The organism is Oricola sp. (genome assembly GCF_965230365.1).
Classification (GTDB): domain Bacteria; phylum Pseudomonadota; class Alphaproteobacteria; order Rhizobiales; family Rhizobiaceae; genus Oricola.
In genome coordinates this window covers 109,494-128,129 of the sequence record NZ_OZ246003.1, presented here as the reverse complement: position 1 = coordinate 128,129, position 18,636 = coordinate 109,494, and the positions used below count along the sequence as shown (strand labels likewise).

Annotated in this window: 16 protein-coding genes; 11 read left to right on the top strand and 5 right to left on the bottom strand. The window is 63.2% G+C overall.

Annotated elements, in window-relative coordinates:
- The first annotated feature begins 19 nt into the window (after positions 1-19).
- On the top strand, positions 20-2,230 hold the full coding sequence (locus tag ACO06R_RS00620) for a transglycosylase domain-containing protein (protein ID WP_421854667.1): 2,211 nt from the start codon (positions 20-22) through the stop codon (positions 2,228-2,230).
- Between the two features lie 8 nt (positions 2,231-2,238).
- Here ACO06R_RS00620 and ACO06R_RS00615 read toward each other — a convergent pair whose 3' ends face one another.
- Both ACO06R_RS00615 and ACO06R_RS00610 read right to left on the bottom strand, forming a co-directional pair.
- A complete protein-coding gene (locus tag ACO06R_RS00615; RefSeq protein ID WP_421854664.1) occupies positions 2,239-3,837 on the bottom strand; it encodes a sulfotransferase in 1,599 nt (532 codons plus the stop codon).
- Positions 3,838-3,948: 111 nt separating this feature from the next.
- Complete coding sequence (locus ACO06R_RS00610) at positions 3,949-5,967, bottom strand: sulfotransferase (protein WP_421854661.1); 2,019 nt, start codon at positions 5,965-5,967, stop codon at positions 3,949-3,951.
- 355 nt (positions 5,968-6,322) lie between these two features.
- On the opposite strand from ACO06R_RS00610, the gene dnaK reads away from it, so the two are divergent.
- The 10 genes from dnaK (at position 6,323) to ACO06R_RS00560 (ending at position 15,938) form a co-directional block, all read left to right on the top strand.
- Positions 6,323-8,254, top strand: a complete 1,932-nt coding sequence (gene dnaK, locus ACO06R_RS00605; protein ID WP_421854658.1) for a molecular chaperone DnaK — start codon at positions 6,323-6,325, stop codon at positions 8,252-8,254.
- Positions 8,255-8,430: 176 nt separating this feature from the next.
- Entirely contained in the window at positions 8,431-9,564 is a 1,134-nt protein-coding gene (locus ACO06R_RS00600; RefSeq protein ID WP_421854655.1) for an acyltransferase family protein, read from the top strand.
- 155 nt (positions 9,565-9,719) lie between these two features.
- The gene (dnaJ, locus tag ACO06R_RS00595; protein ID WP_421854653.1) at positions 9,720-10,856 is read left to right on the top strand and encodes a molecular chaperone DnaJ; all 1,137 of its coding nucleotides are present in this window, start codon (positions 9,720-9,722) and stop codon (positions 10,854-10,856) included.
- A gap of 82 nt (positions 10,857-10,938) precedes the next feature.
- Positions 10,939-11,463: a class I SAM-dependent methyltransferase gene (locus tag ACO06R_RS00590; RefSeq protein ID WP_421854650.1), complete on the top strand. Its 525-nt coding sequence runs from the start codon at positions 10,939-10,941 to the stop codon at positions 11,461-11,463.
- A 67-nt stretch (positions 11,464-11,530) separates the two neighbouring features.
- Entirely contained in the window at positions 11,531-12,112 is a 582-nt protein-coding gene (locus ACO06R_RS00585; RefSeq protein ID WP_421854648.1) for an NADPH-dependent FMN reductase, read from the top strand.
- Positions 12,113-12,180: 68 nt separating this feature from the next.
- Positions 12,181-12,882 (top strand): orotidine-5'-phosphate decarboxylase, encoded by a 702-nt coding sequence (pyrF, locus tag ACO06R_RS00580; RefSeq protein ID WP_421854645.1) that lies wholly within the window; start codon positions 12,181-12,183, stop codon positions 12,880-12,882.
- Positions 12,883-12,902: 20 nt separating this feature from the next.
- Complete coding sequence (locus ACO06R_RS00575; RefSeq protein ID WP_421854642.1) at positions 12,903-13,190, top strand: DUF1330 domain-containing protein; 288 nt, start codon at positions 12,903-12,905, stop codon at positions 13,188-13,190.
- 2 nt (positions 13,191-13,192) lie between these two features.
- Entirely contained in the window at positions 13,193-13,723 is a 531-nt protein-coding gene (locus tag ACO06R_RS00570) for a GNAT family N-acetyltransferase (RefSeq protein ID WP_421854639.1), read from the top strand.
- 147 nt (positions 13,724-13,870) lie between these two features.
- Positions 13,871-15,136: a polyhydroxyalkanoate depolymerase gene (locus ACO06R_RS00565; protein WP_421854636.1), complete on the top strand. Its 1,266-nt coding sequence runs from the start codon at positions 13,871-13,873 to the stop codon at positions 15,134-15,136.
- A 286-nt stretch (positions 15,137-15,422) separates the two neighbouring features.
- Positions 15,423-15,938: a transglutaminase-like cysteine peptidase gene (locus ACO06R_RS00560; RefSeq protein WP_421859141.1), complete on the top strand. Its 516-nt coding sequence runs from the start codon at positions 15,423-15,425 to the stop codon at positions 15,936-15,938.
- A 44-nt stretch (positions 15,939-15,982) separates the two neighbouring features.
- Here the strand turns inward: ACO06R_RS00560 and ACO06R_RS00555 are convergent, their stop codons facing one another.
- The 3 genes from ACO06R_RS00555 to mbfA all read right to left on the bottom strand — a co-directional run bounded on the left by ACO06R_RS00555 (position 15,983) and on the right by mbfA (position 18,558).
- On the bottom strand, positions 15,983-16,177 hold the full coding sequence (locus tag ACO06R_RS00555; RefSeq protein ID WP_421854633.1) for a hypothetical protein: 195 nt from the start codon (positions 16,175-16,177) through the stop codon (positions 15,983-15,985).
- A gap of 59 nt (positions 16,178-16,236) precedes the next feature.
- Positions 16,237-17,376, bottom strand: coding sequence for an acyltransferase family protein (locus ACO06R_RS00550; protein WP_421854630.1), 1,140 nt, complete (start codon positions 17,374-17,376; stop codon positions 16,237-16,239).
- Positions 17,377-17,574: 198 nt separating this feature from the next.
- Positions 17,575-18,558 carry an iron exporter MbfA gene (gene mbfA, locus ACO06R_RS00545; RefSeq protein WP_421854627.1) on the bottom strand — a complete coding sequence of 328 codons (984 nt, stop codon included), beginning with the start codon at positions 18,556-18,558 and terminating at the stop codon, positions 17,575-17,577.
- Positions 18,559-18,636 lie beyond the last annotated feature (78 nt).

Genomic DNA, 18,636 nt, shown 5'->3' with positions numbered 1-18,636 from the left:
GTAACGGACCCGAACTTCCATGCCCACCCGCAGGAAAACCAAAAGGCGCGTCGAGCCACGCTTCGAGGAAGCGGAACACGGCACCGCGCGTCATGGCGACGATGGGGATGGCGGCGGCCGGAGCCCGCGCCGCCGCAAGCCGTCCGGCAAGCGCAAGACCACCGCCAAACGCAAATCGTCCGCAGCGCGCCGGCCCAAGGCGAAGACCGCGCGCAGCCGCAGCGCGCGGCGCGGATTGCTCGGTGTTTTCGGCGGCCTTGTCTACTGGTCTTTCATCCTGGGGATCTGGGGCGGCATCGGTGTCGCGGGCATCGTGTTGTGGTACGGCGCGCAACTGCCGTCGGCGACGACCTGGTCGATTCCCGACCGGCCACCCAACGTCAAGATCGTCTCGGCCAACGGATCGCTGGTCGCCAATCGCGGCGCCACCGGCGGCGAGGCGCTCGGCATTCACGAAATGTCGCCGCGCATCCCACAGGCCGTTGTCGCCATCGAGGATCGCCGTTTTCATTCTCATTTCGGCGTTGACCCGATCGGCCTGGCGCGTGCCATGTCGGCCAATGTCGCGGCCGGCCGGCTGGTCCAGGGTGGCTCGACCATCACGCAGCAATTGGCCAAGAACCTGTTTCTGACCGCCGACCGCACCATCGGCCGCAAAGTCCAGGAGGTGATGCTGGCGCTCTGGCTGGAGCGAAAATACAGCAAGGAACAGATCCTGGAGATGTATCTGAACCGGGTTTACTTCGGCTCCGGGTCTTACGGGGTCGAGGCCGCGTCCCGCCGCTATTTCAACAAGAGCGCGCGCGACGTCACGCTGCCCGAGGCAGCCCTGCTGGCCGGCCTTCTGAAGGCGCCGTCGCGGCTTTCGCCGGCGCGCAACCCAAAGCTCGCCGAGGAGCGTGCCCAGATCGTGCTTGCCGCGATGCGGGCGCAGGGCATGGTCTCCGACCAGCAGATGACCGCCGCGATCTCCACACCCGCTACCCGCGCCGCCGCCTTCTGGACCGGCTCCGAGCACTATGTCGCCGACGCGGTCATGGAGGAGCTGCCGCTCCTGATTGGCGACATCCGCGAGGACGTCATCGTCGATACAACCGTCGATCTCATGCTCCAGCACTTCGCCGAAAACTCCATTCGCGGCCTGATCGCCGCCGAAGGCAAACGCAAGAAGGTCTCGCAGGGCGCACTCGTTTCCATCGACAACACCGGCGCCGTGCGCGCCATGGTCGGCGGCTACGATTATGCCAACAGCCAGTTCGACCGCGCCAGCGAGGCGAAACGCCAACCGGGTTCCGCCTTCAAGCCCTTCGTCTATCTGACGGCGCTGGAGCAGGGCCGCACGCCGCAATCGGTACGCAACGACGCCCCGGTGCGCATCGGCAAATGGACACCTGAAAACTACGCCGGCAAGTATTACGGCGAGGTCACGCTTGAAACGGCCCTGTCGAAGTCGCTGAATTCGGTCGCCGCTCAGCTGATCATGGAGACCGGCCCCGGAAATGTCGTCAAGACGGCGCGGCGGCTGGGCATCCGCTCGAAGCTGACGCCCAATGCGTCGCTGGCGCTCGGAACATCGGAAGTGACGTTGCTCGAGCTGACATCGGCTTATGTGCCGTTCGCCAATGGCGGCTACCGGGCCGATCCCTGGATCATCGCACGCGTTACCACACTGGACGGAAAGCTCCTCTATCGACGCGGCGATGTCCGCCCGGATCGCGTGGTCGGGGCTTCCGCCGTCGCCATGATGAATACCATGATGGCCAGGACGGTCGAGCAGGGCACGGCGCGCAACGCCGCGTTCAACTATCCGGCCGCCGGCAAGACCGGCACCAGCCAGAAATCGCGCGATGCCTGGTTTGTCGGCTATACCGCCAACCTGACGACCGGCGTCTGGTTCGGCAACGATGACGGCTCGCCGACCGACAAGGTGACCGGTGGTTCGCTGCCGGCCGCCGCCTGGAAGGCGTTCATGGTCGAGGCGCATCGCGGCTTGCGCAAGGTGCGGCTGCCGGGACAGGGCATGCGTATCGCGCTCCCCGTTGCCCGCCCCGACCGCAATCCGACGGTACGCCCGCAGGCGACTGTCTCAAGCGCGCCTGCTCCTCGCCCTGAACCCCGCCGTGCAGCACCCCGTCCGGACCGGACCGTTACCTCGTCCACCGGCGCGCCGCGCCCGAAAGTCGGTGTCGGTGAAGGCCTGACCGTCGGCGACATCCTTCGCAACCAGTAGTCCACGGCTTATGCAGGCGGTCTAAAGGCCTTTGTCAGCACGCCAAGATGCGTCTCGTAGCGCCGCCATCCTTGCGAACTTCCCGTATACATCTTGCGCCGTATCTGCTCGGTGCTCGCCGTGTTCACGGCGCGTTTCGTTTCGTGGAAGTTCAAGCAGGCTTCCTCGAATTCGAGACCGCATGCATCCAGCAGGAGGCGGGTTTCGCGTTCCTGGTTCTCGGTCAGGATTTCGTAGTCCACCTCGAACACACGGTTGGGAAATCGCGCGTGCCAGAACGCCATCAGGTCTTCGTAAAGGCGGTGATATGAGACCAGGTCGTCAAGATCCCACGCGAAATCGAGGCCACCGGCGGGAAAGTAGCGACGATAGATCGACCAGCACACGGCGATCGGATCGCGTTTCATGCGCACCACCGCGGCGTTCGGGAACGCGGAGAGCATGAAGCCTGTCCATGCGAAATTCGTCGGCATCTTGTCGACGACGACGGGCCGCTGCGGATCGAGATTCGATATCGCACGCAGATAGTTGTCCCGCAGGATGGTCAGCTTCCTTTCCGGCCCTTCCTTGTCGTTGGCGAGATAGCGCCGGGCTTCACGGCGCATGAAATCCAGTTCGCCGGCCCCGAAAACCGACGAGTGGCTGGCGAGGATTTGCTCGACCAGCGTCGTACCCGACCGCGGCATTCCGACGATGAAGATCATGCGAGGATCATCATCTCCGGTGGTCGTCGGATTGTCGAAATCGGTGTCTTCGAACACCTGCTTGATGGCTTCGAAATCCGCCCTGTTTCTTGCAACGACATCGCCGAAAGTGGCCCGGCGAATACGGTTGCCCTCATGGAAATGGTGGAAGGCGCGGCCAGGATCGCCGATGTCGTCGAACGCCTTTCCAAGCGCGAAATGCAGATGCACCGCGTCGGGGGAGTCCTGCTTCACGCGTTCCAGGGCGGACAGCAGTCCTTCGATCTGGCCATCGTCCGAAACATAGGTTTGCAGCGTGCTCTTGAAGCGCAGTGCGTTCGCAAAGTCCGGATAGATCTCCAGTGCCCGATCCACGGCCTCAAGCGCGGCCTGTCGCTGACCTGCATTCTCCAGCGCAATGGCCATGTTTGCGAACGCATCGGCGTGCGACGGTTGCAGCCGGGTGGCGGCTTTCAGATGGACTAGCGCCTCGGCGTTGCGGTTTGTGCTCGTCAGAACAACGGCAATCGCGTTGTGTGCGTTCACATCATTCGGATTGAGCGCCAGTGCCCGTCCAAGCGAGTCCAGCGCCTCGTCGCGCAAGTCAAGCCGGGAATAAGCGCCGCCGATGAGGCTGTGCAGAACCCCGACAGCGGGGTGGCGCCCGGCCAACGGCTTTGCGGCGTTTAACACATCGTTGAAGCGCCCGTTGCGGAACAGTTGCAGAATCTGTTCGACTTCGGCCCTGTCGGGCCCGTCTTCGGCATTGCCCGGATCTGGGTTCTCTATTTCCGCGAGTCCGTCCTTGGCGCGCCTGTTGGAAGGGAATTCATCGAGAACTTCCAGGTACACGCGTTTCGCGGCCAGAAACTCGCCGGCTCTCGCCAGGTTCTTTGCTTTGCGCAGTTTGTTCGCGGCGGACAAGTTACGGTCTCTTCAGGCTGCGGCTGTGCCTTCGTTCCAGTTCAGGGCGCGAAAAGACCTTGTTATGCGAGTAACCGGACGAAGGAAAGCTTGCGACTTCACCGCGCGTGCTCAAGTTCCCGCCGTGTCGGAAAGGCCCTTGCCATATCCCAATCGCCCGGCCCACGGCTCAAGCATCGGCAGCACAGCGGCCATCTCTGTCCGATAGTTCTCCCACCGTCCGGCCGCGCTGCGGTAGAGGTTCTCGGTCACCTGATTGTAGCTCGGCGTGTTGATCCGTCCGCGCGCCACGGCGGTTTCGCGGTAGTCGCGCATGCGCTCGTCCCATTCCAGGCCGAGAAACGCGAGCAACCTGCCTATGGCGCCATCGAAATCGGCGACCAGTTCTTCATAGCGATGTTCGTGGACGTTGAGATCGAGCGCGGTCCGGTAGGCATTCCACAGCCGCATGGCGCGGTCATAGAGGATGGCGCTCGAATCCAGGTCGAGGAAATGTGCCATCGCGTTGTTAAGCTGGAAATTCTGCATGTAACACGACAGCACGCAGTCGCAGGGATGGCGCAACGCAAGAATGAAGCGCGCACGCGGGAAAACCCGTTCGATCAGGCCGGCATGCACGATGTTGAGCGGCAGCTTGTCGATGACAAGGCAGTCGTCTGACAGGTCTCCGGCATGAGGTTCGAGTGCTGCAAAATATGCGTCGCGAAGGCCGGCGATTTGCTCGTCGTCGAGCGCCTGCAGGCATTCGCGGTCGGCGGCACCGCCGAGCAGGGTGCGCATCTCCTGCACCATTGGCTGTTCTTCGATCACGGCGACGCGGGGGTGGCTGCGCAGGATCGTGTCGAGCAACGTCGTGCCGGAACGCGGGAACCCGACGAGAAACACCGGGTCGGCAGGGCCGGCACGGCGCGCGTCGCTCCACGGTTTTTGCGTCATCCCGGCAAATGATGCGGCCAGCGCCTCGACTTCGCCGAGATAAGCCGCCGGCGTCCACTGCGCCGCTTCGGCGCTGTTCCTGACGTAGCCGTTCAGGCGTCCGAACCATGCGAACGCGGCGGCGTTGTCGCCAAGCTTGTCGCAAGTCTTGCCCAGAAGGTTGAGGCGGCCCTTGGTGATCGCGGCGGTCATGCCGGTTTCCGGCATTCTCTCAAGGAAAGCGCGGGCCGCCGCGTGGTCCTTGTCGCGCGAAGCGATCTGCGCTTGCCGGTAGAGCAGTCGCGGATCGTCCGCCGTACAATGCGCAATCGCGTCTTGCACCGTGGCGCGCATCTCTTCCACGCGGTTCATGCGGTCGTAGATCTCGCACAGATTGCTGTATGTCCCCGGCTCCTCGGGTTTCAGCGCGATCGCCTTCCTGAGACAGGCAATCGCTTCCTCGGTCTCTCCTCGGGCATCGTGGGCATGAGCGAGATTGACATGGGCAAGCGCGAAATCCGCGTCGATCCGCAACGCCCTGCGGCAGGCTTGCTCGCCTTCGTCGATCCTGCCGAGCTTGATCAGGGCCAGTCCAAGATTGGCATGGGCGTCGGCGAGCTTCGGGTCGATTTCGGCGGCTTTCGCGTAACTGTCTGCCGCCGCCTTGATGTCGCCGAGCGCAATCAGCGCGCTGCCCAGATTGTTGTGCGCGCGCGCCGTGCGTGGCTGAATGTCTATCGCTCGACGGAAGTGCGCCACGGCTTCGGCCGGCCGGTGCATCGCGTTCAGCGCATCGCCGAGATTGATGTGGATGTCCGCCTCTCCCGGAGCGATCGCCAATGCCCGTTCGTAGCGCTCAACAGCCTGTTGCATCTGCCCGGCCGCGGCGTGGCAGACACCGACGAAGTTCTGCAGGAACGCGTCCTTTGGGTGTGTCACAGCGAGCGCCAATGCGGTGTTCAGCGCTTCGGCAATCCGCCCTTGATTGTGCAATGACAGGAGCGCGTTGGTCTGCTCGGGCGAAAGCCCGCCATTGTGGTTGGCGGCGGATGGCCGCGAACCGAGCGTGCGCAGACCGTCGCGGGCGCGGGTGTTGTCTGGAAAACGCTCCAGCAGATCCAGATAGATCTGCCGCGCTGTTTCGAAGTCGCCATGCTTGGCCCGGCTCTTCGCCTGGCGCAAAGCCTTGTCGACCGGCAGTGGTTTGGCCGACATCAGCTTGTATCCTGACAGCCGAATGCATTGCGCCGAAAGCGGCGGCGCCTCGGTGATTTTGCGTGCACTTTTCGACCCTTTGGCACTATTCGCAAATTACACCGCTATCACGCGATTCGGTTGAGTCGGTATCCCGAATACTTACGATGCGGGTTGCCGAGGGGCGCAGGCGGGGGTTTTCCACCGATTCGCCGATCTGCCGGCGTGAATGCAGTCTTGCAGCCGCAAAATCGTCTTCTTATATACGCCGCAGCACTGCGGCGGTGACGACCGCGGTTCACGATTATCCGGAAACAGGGACCGCTTAAAGGAATGCCGGCACGGGTCCGGGCGGTCTGCTTAGAAGAGGTAAGTCATGGCAAAAGTTATCGGTATCGACCTTGGAACGACCAACTCGTGTGTCGCCGTCATGGACGGTAAGGACGCCAAGGTGATCGAGAATTCCGAAGGCGCGCGCACAACGCCTTCGATGGTGGCCTTCTCCGACGATGGCGAACGGCTCGTCGGTCAGCCGGCCAAGCGGCAGGCTGTCACCAATCCGGAAGGCACGCTGTTTGCGGTGAAGCGCCTGATCGGCCGCCGCCACTCCGATCCGACGGTCGCCAAGGACAAGAAGATGGTGCCCTACCATATCGTCGAGGGCGCCAATGGCGACGCATGGGTGGAAGTCTCCGGCGAGAAGTATTCGCCGTCGCAGATATCCGCCATGGTCCTGCAGAAGATGAAGGAAACCGCCGAAGCCTATCTCGGCGAAACGGTCGAGCAGGCGGTCATCACCGTCCCGGCCTACTTCAATGACGCCCAGCGCCAGGCCACCAAGGACGCCGGCAAGATCGCCGGCCTGGAAGTCCTGCGCATCATCAACGAGCCGACGGCCGCGGCGCTCGCTTACGGTCTCGACAAGACCGACGGCCGCACCATCGCGGTCTACGACCTTGGCGGCGGCACCTTCGACGTCTCGATCCTCGAGATCGGCGACGGCGTGTTCGAGGTGAAGTCGACCAACGGCGACACCTTCCTCGGCGGCGAGGACTTCGACATGCGCCTGGTCGAGTACCTGGCAGCCGAGTTCAAGAAGGATCAGGGCATCGACCTGAAAAACGACAAGCTCGCCCTGCAGCGCCTCAAGGAGGCTGCCGAAAAAGCGAAGATCGAGCTGTCGTCGTCCGCGCAGACCGAAATCAACCTGCCCTTCATCACCGCCGATGCATCCGGTCCCAAGCACCTGACAATGAAGCTGACGCGTGCCAAGTTCGAGAGCCTGGTCGAGGATCTCGTCAACCGCACCATCGAACCGATGAAGGCGGCGCTGAAGGATGCCGGCATGAAGGCTGGCGAAATCGGCGAAGTCGTTCTTGTTGGCGGCATGACCCGCATGCCGAAGGTCCAGGAGACGGTGAAGCAGTTCTTCGGCAAGGAGCCGCACAAAGGCGTCAACCCGGATGAGGTCGTCGCACTTGGCGCCGCCATCCAGGCCGGTGTCCTGCAGGGCGACGTCAAGGACGTGCTGCTGCTCGACGTCACGCCGCTGTCGCTCGGCATCGAGACGCTCGGCGGCGTGTTCACCCGCCTGATCGACCGCAACACGACCATCCCGACCAAGAAGAGCCAGGTCTTCTCGACTGCCGAAGACAACCAGAACGCGGTGACCATCCGCGTCGCCCAGGGCGAGCGCGAAATGGCCGCCGACAACAAGCTGCTCGGCCAGTTCGACCTTGTCGGCATCCCGCCGGCGCCGCGTGGCGTGCCGCAGATCGAGGTCACCTTCGACATCGACGCCAACGGCATCGTCAACGTCAAGGCCAAGGACAAGGGCACCGGCAAGGAGCACGAGATCCGCATCCAGGCATCGGGCGGCCTGTCCGACGACGAGATCGAGAAGATGGTCAAGGACGCCGAGACCAACGCGGAAGCCGACAAGGCGCGGCGCGAGGCCGTCGAGGCGAAGAACCACGCCGAGAGCCTGATCGACTCGACCGAAAAGTCGCTCAAGGAATATGGCGACAAGGTCTCTGACGACGACCGCAAGGCGATCGAGGATGCGGTCGCCGCGCTGAAGGAAGAAGTCGGCGCCGAGACGCCGGATGGCGAGGCGATCGCCGCCAAGACCCAGGCGCTCGCCGAAGCTTCGATGAAGCTCGGTCAGGCCATGTATGAGGCGCAGCAGGCCGATGAAGCCGCCGCCGCCGAGGCCGATGCTGCCGCCGACGCGGCCCGCGACGAGGATGTCGTCGACGCCGATTTCGAAGAGATCGACGACGACGACGATCAGAAGAAGTCAGCCTGATTACAAGCGCATCTGACTTGATGAGGCCCCGGTGCTTGCGCCGGGGCTTTTTTCTGTCCCGATTTTATTCAATTCCGCACGTTAATCCTCTGAAACGAAAGCGTTATGTAAGGTTGTCCCGTTAGGCTATTGAGTTGCCGTAGGGTAATACTCGCTGGCGATGGGGAGATGGCGAAGTGGAAAGGGTAGGGCAGCCTTCAAAGGCAGCACCCCAGTATCATGCATTCGCGATGTGGCGCTTCGGCGCCGCACTGCTGATCATGTTCTATCACTTCCTCCACTACTCGCCGGAAGTCGATGCGTGGGCGCATTGGTTCGAGCACATGCTGCCGCTGCTCGACATGTTCTTCATGATCTCCGGCTATCTGATCTATGAGCGCTATGCCGACAAGCTCCGCCGGCCATCCGCCTTCCTGCCGTTCATGTTCAGACGCCTGGCGCGGCTTTATCCGCTGCATGCGGCGACCACCGGTTTCTTCATTCTTGTTGGTCTCGTCTGGCAGTTCGGCCTGCTTCATTCCGATGCAGGCGCCAACCGCTACGACTGGTCGACCCTGCCGGCCAACATCCTGCTGATGCAGGCTTGGGGACTGACCGACGCGCTGACATTCAACTACGTGTCCTGGTCGCTGTCTGCCGAATGGTTCTGCTACATGATGGCGCCGCTGATGGTTTTCGTCGCGCTGCGCGCCGGTATCGTAGGACTGATCGTTCTGGCGATCATCACCTATTGCTTTACGGAATACGCGATCGCCCAGGGCTGGACGATGGGCGAGACGATGGGCGAGACCAAGACCTGGGGCGCCTACCGCGCCTTTGCCTCGTTCTCGCTCGGCGCGATTGCATCGCGCCTCGTCAAAGCGCGGCCGTTTGCGGTCAGGTCGCATGTCTGGGGCTGGCTGATGATGGCGGCGTTGCTCTGGATGATGTTCCAGAATGTAAACTTCTACATCATCGTGTCGCTCATGGTGCTGGCGTTGTTCCTGGCCGGTTCGGCCGAGCACGACAACCCGTCCGGCATGCGCTGGGCGCGACCGCTGATGCCGGTCATGGCGGTTTCGTTCGGCGTCTATCTCTGGCACCCGGTTGTCGAGACCGTCTTCATGTCGCTCATCTGGAAGCGCATTCTGGCCGATTGGGTCTCGTTCAGCGTCGAGGCTTATGTCGTCATTCCGGGCATCGTTTCGATCGTCGTGGCGATGTTGTCCTATTACTGCTACGAGAAGCCGGTTGGCGCCTGGCTGATCGCCCGCTTTTCGCGCCAGGACGTGTCTTCTGCGGTACACTCGGTGGCCAGAACGGGCAACTGACCCCAATCTTTTGGTTGTTCCATCTGGAAACGCCCATTTTCCTTGATTATATCGGCGCAACGAGGGCCGTGACGCATGGTGCGCGCGGCGTTGCTTTCCGGATCATCTGGGACGAACACTAACAAGGTCGCCGGCAAGGCGTGGATCGAAGCGGAATGGCAAAAGCCGATTTCTACGAAACCCTGGGGGTATCGCGCGAGGCGGATGAGAAGGCGCTGAAAAGCGCGTACCGCAAGCTTGCCATGCAGTTTCACCCCGACCGCAATCCTGGCGATTCGGACGCGGAAGCGAAATTCAAGGAAGTCAACGAAGCATACGAGACGCTGAAGGATCCGCAGAAGCGTGCCGCCTATGACCGGTTCGGCCATGCCGCCTTCGAAAACGGTGGCGGCGGCGCTGGCGGCTTCTCCGGATTCGGCGGCGGTGCCGGCGGCTTCTCTGACATCTTCGAGGATATCTTCGGCGAGATGATGGGTGGCGCCCGGGCGCGGCGCGGCGGTGGCCGCGAGCGGGGCGGCGATCTCCGCTACAACATGGAGATTACGCTCGAGGATGCCTATCAGGGCAAGACCGCGCAAATCCGCGTGCCGACTTCGGCGATCTGTGAGGTCTGCGAGGGCACCGGAGCCAAACCGGGCACGCAGCCCGTCACTTGCACCACCTGCAACGGTTCGGGCCGGGTACGCGCCGCATCCGGCTTTTTTTCGATTGAGCGCACCTGTCCGACCTGTGAGGGCCGCGGCCAGATCATCGCGGATCCTTGCGAAAACTGTGGCGGCCAGGGGCGGGTCATTCAGGAGCGTTCGCTTTCCGTCAACATCCCGGCTGGCATCGAGGACGGCACACGTATCCGCATCGCCGGCGAGGGCGAGGCAGGCTTTCGCGGCGGACCGGCCGGCGATCTCTACATCTTCATCTCGGTCAAGCCGCACGAGTTTTTCCAGCGCGATGGCGCCGATCTTTACTGCAAGGTGCCGATCTCGATGACCAAGGCCGCGCTTGGCGGCCAGTTCGAAGTCGCGACGATGGATGGCGCCTACACGCGCGTCAAGGTCCCCGAAGGAACCCAGTCCGGCCGCCAGTTCCGCCTCAAGGGCAAGGGTATGCCGGTACTTCGGCAAAGCCAGATGGGCGATCTCTACATCCAGATCAATGTCGAGACGCCGCAGAGCCTTTCGCGCCGCCAGCGCGAGTTGCTGCAGGAATTCGACGAGATCTCCGCCAAGGAAAACAGCCCGCAGTCGACGGGTTTCTTCTCGCGCATGAAGGAGTTCTTCGACATTGGCGATTGATGTTCGCTCCAGGCGCAGGCACCGGCGCGCTGATACGAGCGGGGCTGGCCTCGCCGGGCAAATCAGGTTTTTCGGATCGCTTTTGCTTGCGCCGCGCGCCACCGGCGCTGTCGCGCCGACCTCGCGCCGTACCGCCGACACCATGGCCGCTCATATCGACACGGGCTCCGGCCTGCCGGTGCTGGAGCTGGGCCCCGGCACCGGAGCGATCACCGACGCCATCCTGGCGACGGGGTTGCCGGACGAGCGGCTCTACGCGATCGAGGCGAACGAGCGCTTCTGCCGCCTGCTGCGCGCCAGCCACCCGGAGGTCCGGTTGCACCAGGGCGACGCCTTCGACATTCGCGCCACGCTGGGCGACGATGCCCCGGACCGTTTCGACACGGTGATTTCCGGTCTGCCGCTTTTGAACTTTCCCAAGCCGATGCGTGAATCCCTGTTGCGTCAGGTGCTCGACCTGCTGCCGCAGGGGCGTCCCTTCGTGCAGTTTTCCTACGGCGTCACCGCGCCGGTCGGCGTGCCAGGTGGCGATGTGCGGGTTTCCAAGTCGTCCTGGAACCTGAAGAATGTGCCGCCGGCCCGCGTCTGGACCTACCGTCGCGCCTGACTTTGACAACGCCTTGCGCCTGCCCCATCTGGAGGCGGTCATCAAACCGCAGCGCACAGGACAATCCATGACACCCAAGGTTCTCGTCTTCGCCGGATCGAACAGGTCGGGCTCGTTCAACCGGCAGCTTGCCGAGGCAGCGATGAAAACGCTTGCGCAGATGGAGGCCGAGGTAACGCTGATCGCGCTTGCGGATTATCCCCTGCCGATCCTCGACGAGGACCTAAAGAACCGGGAAGGTCTTCCCGAAAACGCGGTCAAGCTGGCGCGCCTGTTCGCAGCCCATGATGCGGCATTTATCGCGTCGCCGGAATACAACTCCTCGATCCCGCCGCTGCTGAAGAACGTACTGGATTGGGTCAGCCTGACCAAGACGGACGGTACGCGCGAAATCCGCCCCTATGACGGTCTCACCGTTGCCATCGGCGCCGCTTCAAATGGCGCATTGGGCGGCATTCGGGGGCTGTATCACCTGCGCTCGGTGCTGATGAATGTCGGCACGCAGATCATCACCGAGCAGTGCTCGATCAGCGGCGCAAAGACCGCCTTTGGCGAGGATGGCCTGCCGGTCGATGAGCGCCAGGCAAAGCGGCTTGAGGCGACCTGCCGCGCCTTGCTGCGGCACAGCACGCCGGGCCGGGCGGGATAAGCCGGCTCGCCCCTTGCGGTCACCGCAGCGTCATGCGATGTGACGCACAACGATTCGGAGGCCAGCTAATGTCGGTGGACGAAGCCCGCAACAATCTCATCGTCGGCCTGGATGTGCCCGATGTGGCCGCCGCCGCCCGGATGGTCGAGACGCTGGGCGATACCGTCGACTTCTACAAGGTCGGTTATCAGCTCGCCTTTGCCGGCGGTCTCGATTTCGCCCGCGAGCTGGTCGGCGCAGGCAAGCGCGTCTTTCTCGACATGAAGCTGCTCGACATCGACAACACGGTCGCACGCGGTGTCGAAAACGTCGCCCGGATGGGCGTCCACATGTTGACGGTCCATGCCTATCCCAAGGCGCTTGCCGCCGCCGCTGAAGCAGCGAAGGGTTCGGATCTCCGCCTGCTCGGCGTCACGGTCCTGACCTCGATGGACGATCATGACCTGTCCGACGCCGGCTATCACGACAGCGTCGTCACGCTGGTCCTCAAGCGGGCGCGTCTCGCCCACGAGGCCGGCATGGGCGGCATTGTGTGTTCGGCGATCGAGGCCGAAGCGGCGCGCGAAATCGTCGGTCCCGACATGGCCGTGGTCACGCCGGGCATTCGTCCCGTCGGGTCCGCGGGCTCTGACCAGAAGCGCGTCGTCACGCCAGCCGAGGCGATCTCCGCAGGGGCGTCGCATCTCGTTGTCGGCCGCCCGATCACCGCCGTAAGCGATCCCAAGGCCGCCGCAGAGGCGATCCTGGATGAGATCGCCGGCGCGAAGTAAAGCCCATTCAGGAGAGAGACATGGCCAAGGGGTACTGGATCGCCCGCGTTACGGTGCATGACGCCGAGCGTTACAAGGACTACATCGCCACCGCCACGCCGGCCTATCAGGAGTTCGGCGCCATCTTTCTGGTGCGCGGCGGCAAGAATACGCCGCTCGAGGGCGAAGGCCGTCCGCGCAATGTCGTCATCGAGTTCGAAAGCTACGAAAAGGCGCTCGCCTGTTACAATTCGCCGGCCTACACGGCCGCGCGCAGAATTCGCCAGGAATGCTCCGATGGCGAATTGCTGGTGGTCGAAGGGGCCTGACGATGCCTCGCCCCCGCCTGCCGGACGGATTTTCGATCCGCCGGGTGGCGGAAGCCGATATCCCGCATCTCAATGACATCGAGGCACGCGCCAGCCGCCTTCTCGCGTCGTTCGGTTTCCCGCAACTGGGGCTCGAACCCTGGCCGATGGCGGACTTTGCTGCCTTCGTCCGGGCGGGCGACTGCCTGGTCGCAGCCGGCAAGGACGATCTGCCGCTTGGATTTGCGGTCGCCGAACCCTTTGCCGGCATGTTCTGGCTAAACGAGCTTTCCGTTGATCCCGAGTTCGGCCGCCGCGGTATCGGACGCGCGCTTGTCGCCGCAATCGGCGAACTGGCAGGCGCGCGCGGATTTGCTTCCGTCGGCCTGTCGACATTCCGCGATGTGCCTTTCAACGCGCCATTCTATGCGCGTTGCGGCTACGAGATCGTACCTCTCGAACGCGCCGAGCCAGCGATTCGCCGCCGCGTCGAAAACGAGGTTCCCGATGGCGCCAGCCTGCTGGATCGGGTGTTTATGCACCGAAAGTTGTAGGCCCGAGTCGGGTTCTCCCGGCAAAGTGACATTTCGGATACAAACATCGTTGTTGCGATGCACTATATTAATGTTAACCTTCGTGACCCGGCTGGGGGAGACCGGTCGCCGAAAGATCGGCATTGCCAAGGAGAGGGACAAAGACCGATGTTCTACCACCTCTACGAGATGAATCATGCGATGATGCAGCCGTGGCGCGCCGCCGTGGACGCCACGCGCCTGTTCTATCGCAATCCGCTCAATCCGATTGCCAACACGCGCGCCGGGCGCACGGCAGCGGCTTGGTGCGAGGTCTTCGAACGCGCCACGCGCCGTTATGGCAAACCGTCCTTCGATCTTCCGCAGACCGAGATCGACGGAAAGACGGTCGATGTCCGCGAGACGGTGGTCTGGTCGAAGCCCTTCTGCAACCTGATCCATTTCGCGCGCGATCTGGACGAGCCGCGCCCGGACGATCCCAAGGTGCTCTTGGTGGCGCCGATGTCCGGCCACTACGCAACCTTGCTGCGCGGCACGGTCGAGCGCTTTCTCCCGGAAGCCGATGTCTACATCACCGACTGGGTCGATGCGCGCCATGTGCCGCTCAGCGACGGCTCTTTCGACCTCGATGACTACATCGACTATGTGATCGAGATGCTGCATCTGCTCGGGCCTCAGACGCATATCGTCGGCGTCTGCCAGCCCTCGGTTCCGGTGCTCGCCGCTGTCGCCCTGATGGAGGGCCGCGACGATCCCAACGTGCCGCTGACGATGACGCTGATGGGCGGGCCGATCGACACCCGCTGCAACCCGACCGCCGTCAATCGCCTGGCCGAGGAAAAGGACATTGCGTGGTTCGAGCGCAATGTCGTCATGCAGGTTCCGTTCCCGAATCCGGGTTTCATGCGCAAGGTCTATCCGGGCTTCCTGCAGCTGACCGGCTTCATGACCATGAACCTCGACCGGCACCTGATCGCGCAGAAGGACTTTTTCATGCATCTGGTCCGCGACGATGGCGACTCGGCGGAAAAACACCGCGACTTCTACGACGAGTATCTGGCGGTCATGGACCTGACCGCGGAGTTCTACCTGCAGACCGTCGACACGGTATTCATCAAGCACGCGCTGCCCAACGGCACGCTGATGCATCGTGGCGAGCCCGTCGATCCGACGGCCATCCGCCGCGTCGCGATGCTGACCATCGAGGGCGAGAACGACGACATCACCGGCCGCGGCCAGACACGCAGCGCGCACGATATCTGCACGTCGATCCCGGAGGCCATGAAGGCCCATCACGAACAGCCGCGCGTTGGCCACTACGGCGTCTTCAACGGTTCGCGCTTCCGCCGCGAGATCGCGCCGCGCATGCTCGATTTCATGAAGGCGCGCTCCACCTTCGCCAAGGCGAAAGGCCGCCGCAAGCCGGCCGCCTGACGGGCGTTACCTTCTTGTGTTTCAAAACGGGCCGGTTCTTCCGGCCCTTTTTTCTTGCCTGCCACAACCCGCGCATGTGGCCGTTGGCAGTGGAAAACCGCGCCCCGCGGTAACCATATCACCAACTCGTCAATAGTCGCGCATTGTCCGCGGGCCCTCCTGACGTTAACCTGTTGTTAACCGTTTCGCGTGTGTCGGGAGTGTTGCGTTGGTCAGGGTAGCGGGAGTTGCAGTGCTTGTGGCGGGTTTCGGGCTGGCGGCGTCGCCGGCCGTTTCTGCAAGCGCGATGAAGACCGGCGCGATGACATCGCAGCCGATTGGTCACTACGAATTCTGCCGGATCTATCGCGACGAGTGCATGGTGCGCTCGCGCTCCACGCCCTCCGTCGCGCTGACCGCTGACATCTGGGCGACGATCCTGTTCGTCAATTCGCGCGTTAACATGGTCATCGAGCCGGAGAGCGATCTTGCCATCTACGGCAAGGAAGAGGTCTGGACATATCCGGACGGCGCCGGTGACTGCGAGGACTACGTGCTTCTAAAGCGCCGCCTGCTGATCAAGGCCGGCCTGCCGGAATCGAGCCTGTTGATCACCGTGGTCCGCAAGCCGGATGGCGAAGGCCATGCCGTGCTGACGGTGCGCACCAGCGAAGGCGACTTCATTCTCGACAATCTGTCGTCGAAAGTGATGCTGTGGAAGGACACGGAGTACACCTTCCTCAAGCGCCAGTCGGCGCGCCACTCCGGTCACTGGGTATCGATCGAGATGCCCGACCGCACTGTCGTCGGTTCGGTGCGCTAGGGCGTGTCCGGGTTAGATTGCATCGCCTGAATGCCGGCGATTGATCAGCCCTTCGCTTCGCGCCGCGCGCAGGCCGGGCCAGGACCGCGCATGTAGTGCAGTTCCGGCTGGTAGCTCGGTCCGGCCACGTTGGCGATCGTGGCGACCGCTTGGCTGAACAGCTTGAGCAGTCTCATGGATTCCGTGTCCTCTTTAAGGGGGCGGGCCGCCCAGGTCTCGTTCTGTTTCGCGATAGCCATGGTTCGGTCTCTCCGATGTGTATTCCGGCACATGCCGCCGGTGGTTTCAGACAATTCGTTCACTTCGTGCCCGCCATTGCGCCGACCGGATTGCGCCCGCCGCGCGGCATGCGGCGCAGCGTCTTCTGCAACCCGAGCGCCGGCTTTTCGATCAACAGCCAGGACACGGTTCCGATCGCCACCAGCAGCGGCGCGGAGAGCAGGAAGACCATCAACGGCCCGGGTGCCACGCCGTAGGCGGCGATGTGGGTCATCACGGCGAGCTGCTGAACCGGCCAGCCATAGATGTAGACGCCATAGCTGACATCGTGTTTCAGGCCCGCCGGGTCGCGGCCGAGATAGGCGGCGCACAGCACCAGATAAGAAAAGGCCGTGCCGATGGCGTAGATGCCGATCGCCTCCGGCAGGATCTGGCCGGCGGCGAGCGCGGCGGCCAGCAGGCCGAGGGCGGCCGGCCAGCTCAGGCGGATCAGGCCGGCAGCGCGGTGCGCCAAGACACCGATCAGGAAGGCGACGATCACGTAGCGCGTCTCGAACACCAGAAACAGCGGGCCGCCGTCGACCTTGCCGGCCAGGGCATGGCCGAATGCCGCAATGGCGATCACCGTGCCTGCAAACAGCGCCAGCATGATCCGGTGCGTGAAGAACATGCCGGTGGCCGCGAATATGGCGAGCAGGGCATAGACGCCGACCTCATGGCGCAGCGACCACACAGAGCCGTTGACGCTGTTGGCGAACGGCAGGTTGGCGAAAGCGCCATCGACATTGAACTCGATGGCAATCAGGCCGATCAGGCGAAACGCATAGCGCAGCGCGTCCGAGGCACTGGCGTTCTCCCATGCGCCGAACCCGATCAGCACGACAGGCGTCAGGACCGCGCAAACGATCAGAGCCGGGAAGATGCGCAGCATCCGCGCCAGCACGAAACCCGCCATGTCGCCTTGGCGCCGTCGCGCGCTTTCGGTGACCAGGAAACCGGGAATGAAAAAGAACAGGAACACCGAATACTGGTGGAAGCCCATCAGGGTCAGGCCTTCCAGTGGCACATGCGCGTCCGGACCGGCTGACAGATACCAGCTGTGGCCAAGCACCACGAGCAGGGCGAGGCTCAGCCGGATCTGGTCGAAACGGTTGGCCCGCGATCCGATTTTGTCGAACAGGCGGTTGCTGTTGCCCGGTTTGGTTTGATCTGCGCGCATGCCAGGGCACTCCCCGATTGAACACTGGCCCGGCAGGAAACGCCGGGTTTCATGCGCGTTTTCGTATCGCCAAAGTCCCGGCATTTGCCCGAGCGGAAGCCCATTTGCGGGAAAAGACGGGCAGAGCGGTTCGCCCGCTGCATAGGCGCGCAAGCGAAAGGTGTAGTGTTGCCTGTCCTAAGGGATAGTCGGCCCGCTCTAGGCGTTGCCGATCAGCATGCCGGCCGCAAACACCAGCGCGCCGCCCAAGACGACCTGGAACATCGCCCGGCTCCACGGAGTTTCCATGTAGCGGTTCTGGATCCAGGTGATCGCGAACAGTTCGACCACCACGATGACCATGGCGATCATCGTCGCTGTCCAGAAATGCGGGATCAGATAGGGCAGGGCGTGACCGAGGCCGCCGATAGTCGTCATGATGCCGGTTGCAAGCCCGCGCTTGATCGGCGAACCGCGTCCCGAAATCACCCCATCGTCGGACGCCACCTCGGTAAAGCCCATCGAGATGCCGGCGCCGATCGAGGCGGCCAGCCCGACGAGAAACGTCGTCCAGGTGTCCTGCGTCGCAAATGCCGTGGCGAAGATCGGCGCCAGCGTTGACACCGATCCGTCCATCAGGCCGGCCAGTCCCGGCTGCACATAGGTCAGGATGAACTGCCGCCGCTCGGCGCTGTCCTCGGCCTGCCGGGCGTCTTCGGGCAGATGCTCTTCCTCCAGCGCGGCGGCGGTCGCCTCATGGCCGCTTTCGGCCAGCGCCAGTTCGCCGAGCAGCTTGCGCGTGTCGGCGTCCTCGCATTGCTGCGCGGCGCGCAGGTAGAACCGGTAGGCCTGCGCCTCCATCTCTGCGGCCTGGGCACGCACCTTCTCGATACCGAGCGGCCGCACCAGCCAGTCCGGCCGGCGCTCGTAGTAGCCGCTTACGTGTTCGCGTCGGATTAGCGGAATGCGGTCGCCGAAGCGCTGCTTGTGCAGGTCGATCAGGCGCGCACGGTGGCCGTTTTCTTCTTCGGCCATGGCTTCGAAAATTTTCGCCGATTGCGGAAACGCCTCGCGCAGTCCGTCTGCATAGGCCAGGTAGATGCGGGCATCGTCCTCCTCGGAAGAGATCGCCAACGCCAGAATCTCTTGCTCGCTCAGGGTGTTGAACTCGCGCCGGGTGCCGAGAAGGAAACGATGCAGCATGGATCATGTCTTTCACTTTAGAATGATTCTAAAATAGACATATATCCTTTGCATTCAAGCGCTATGTTTTTTTACTGT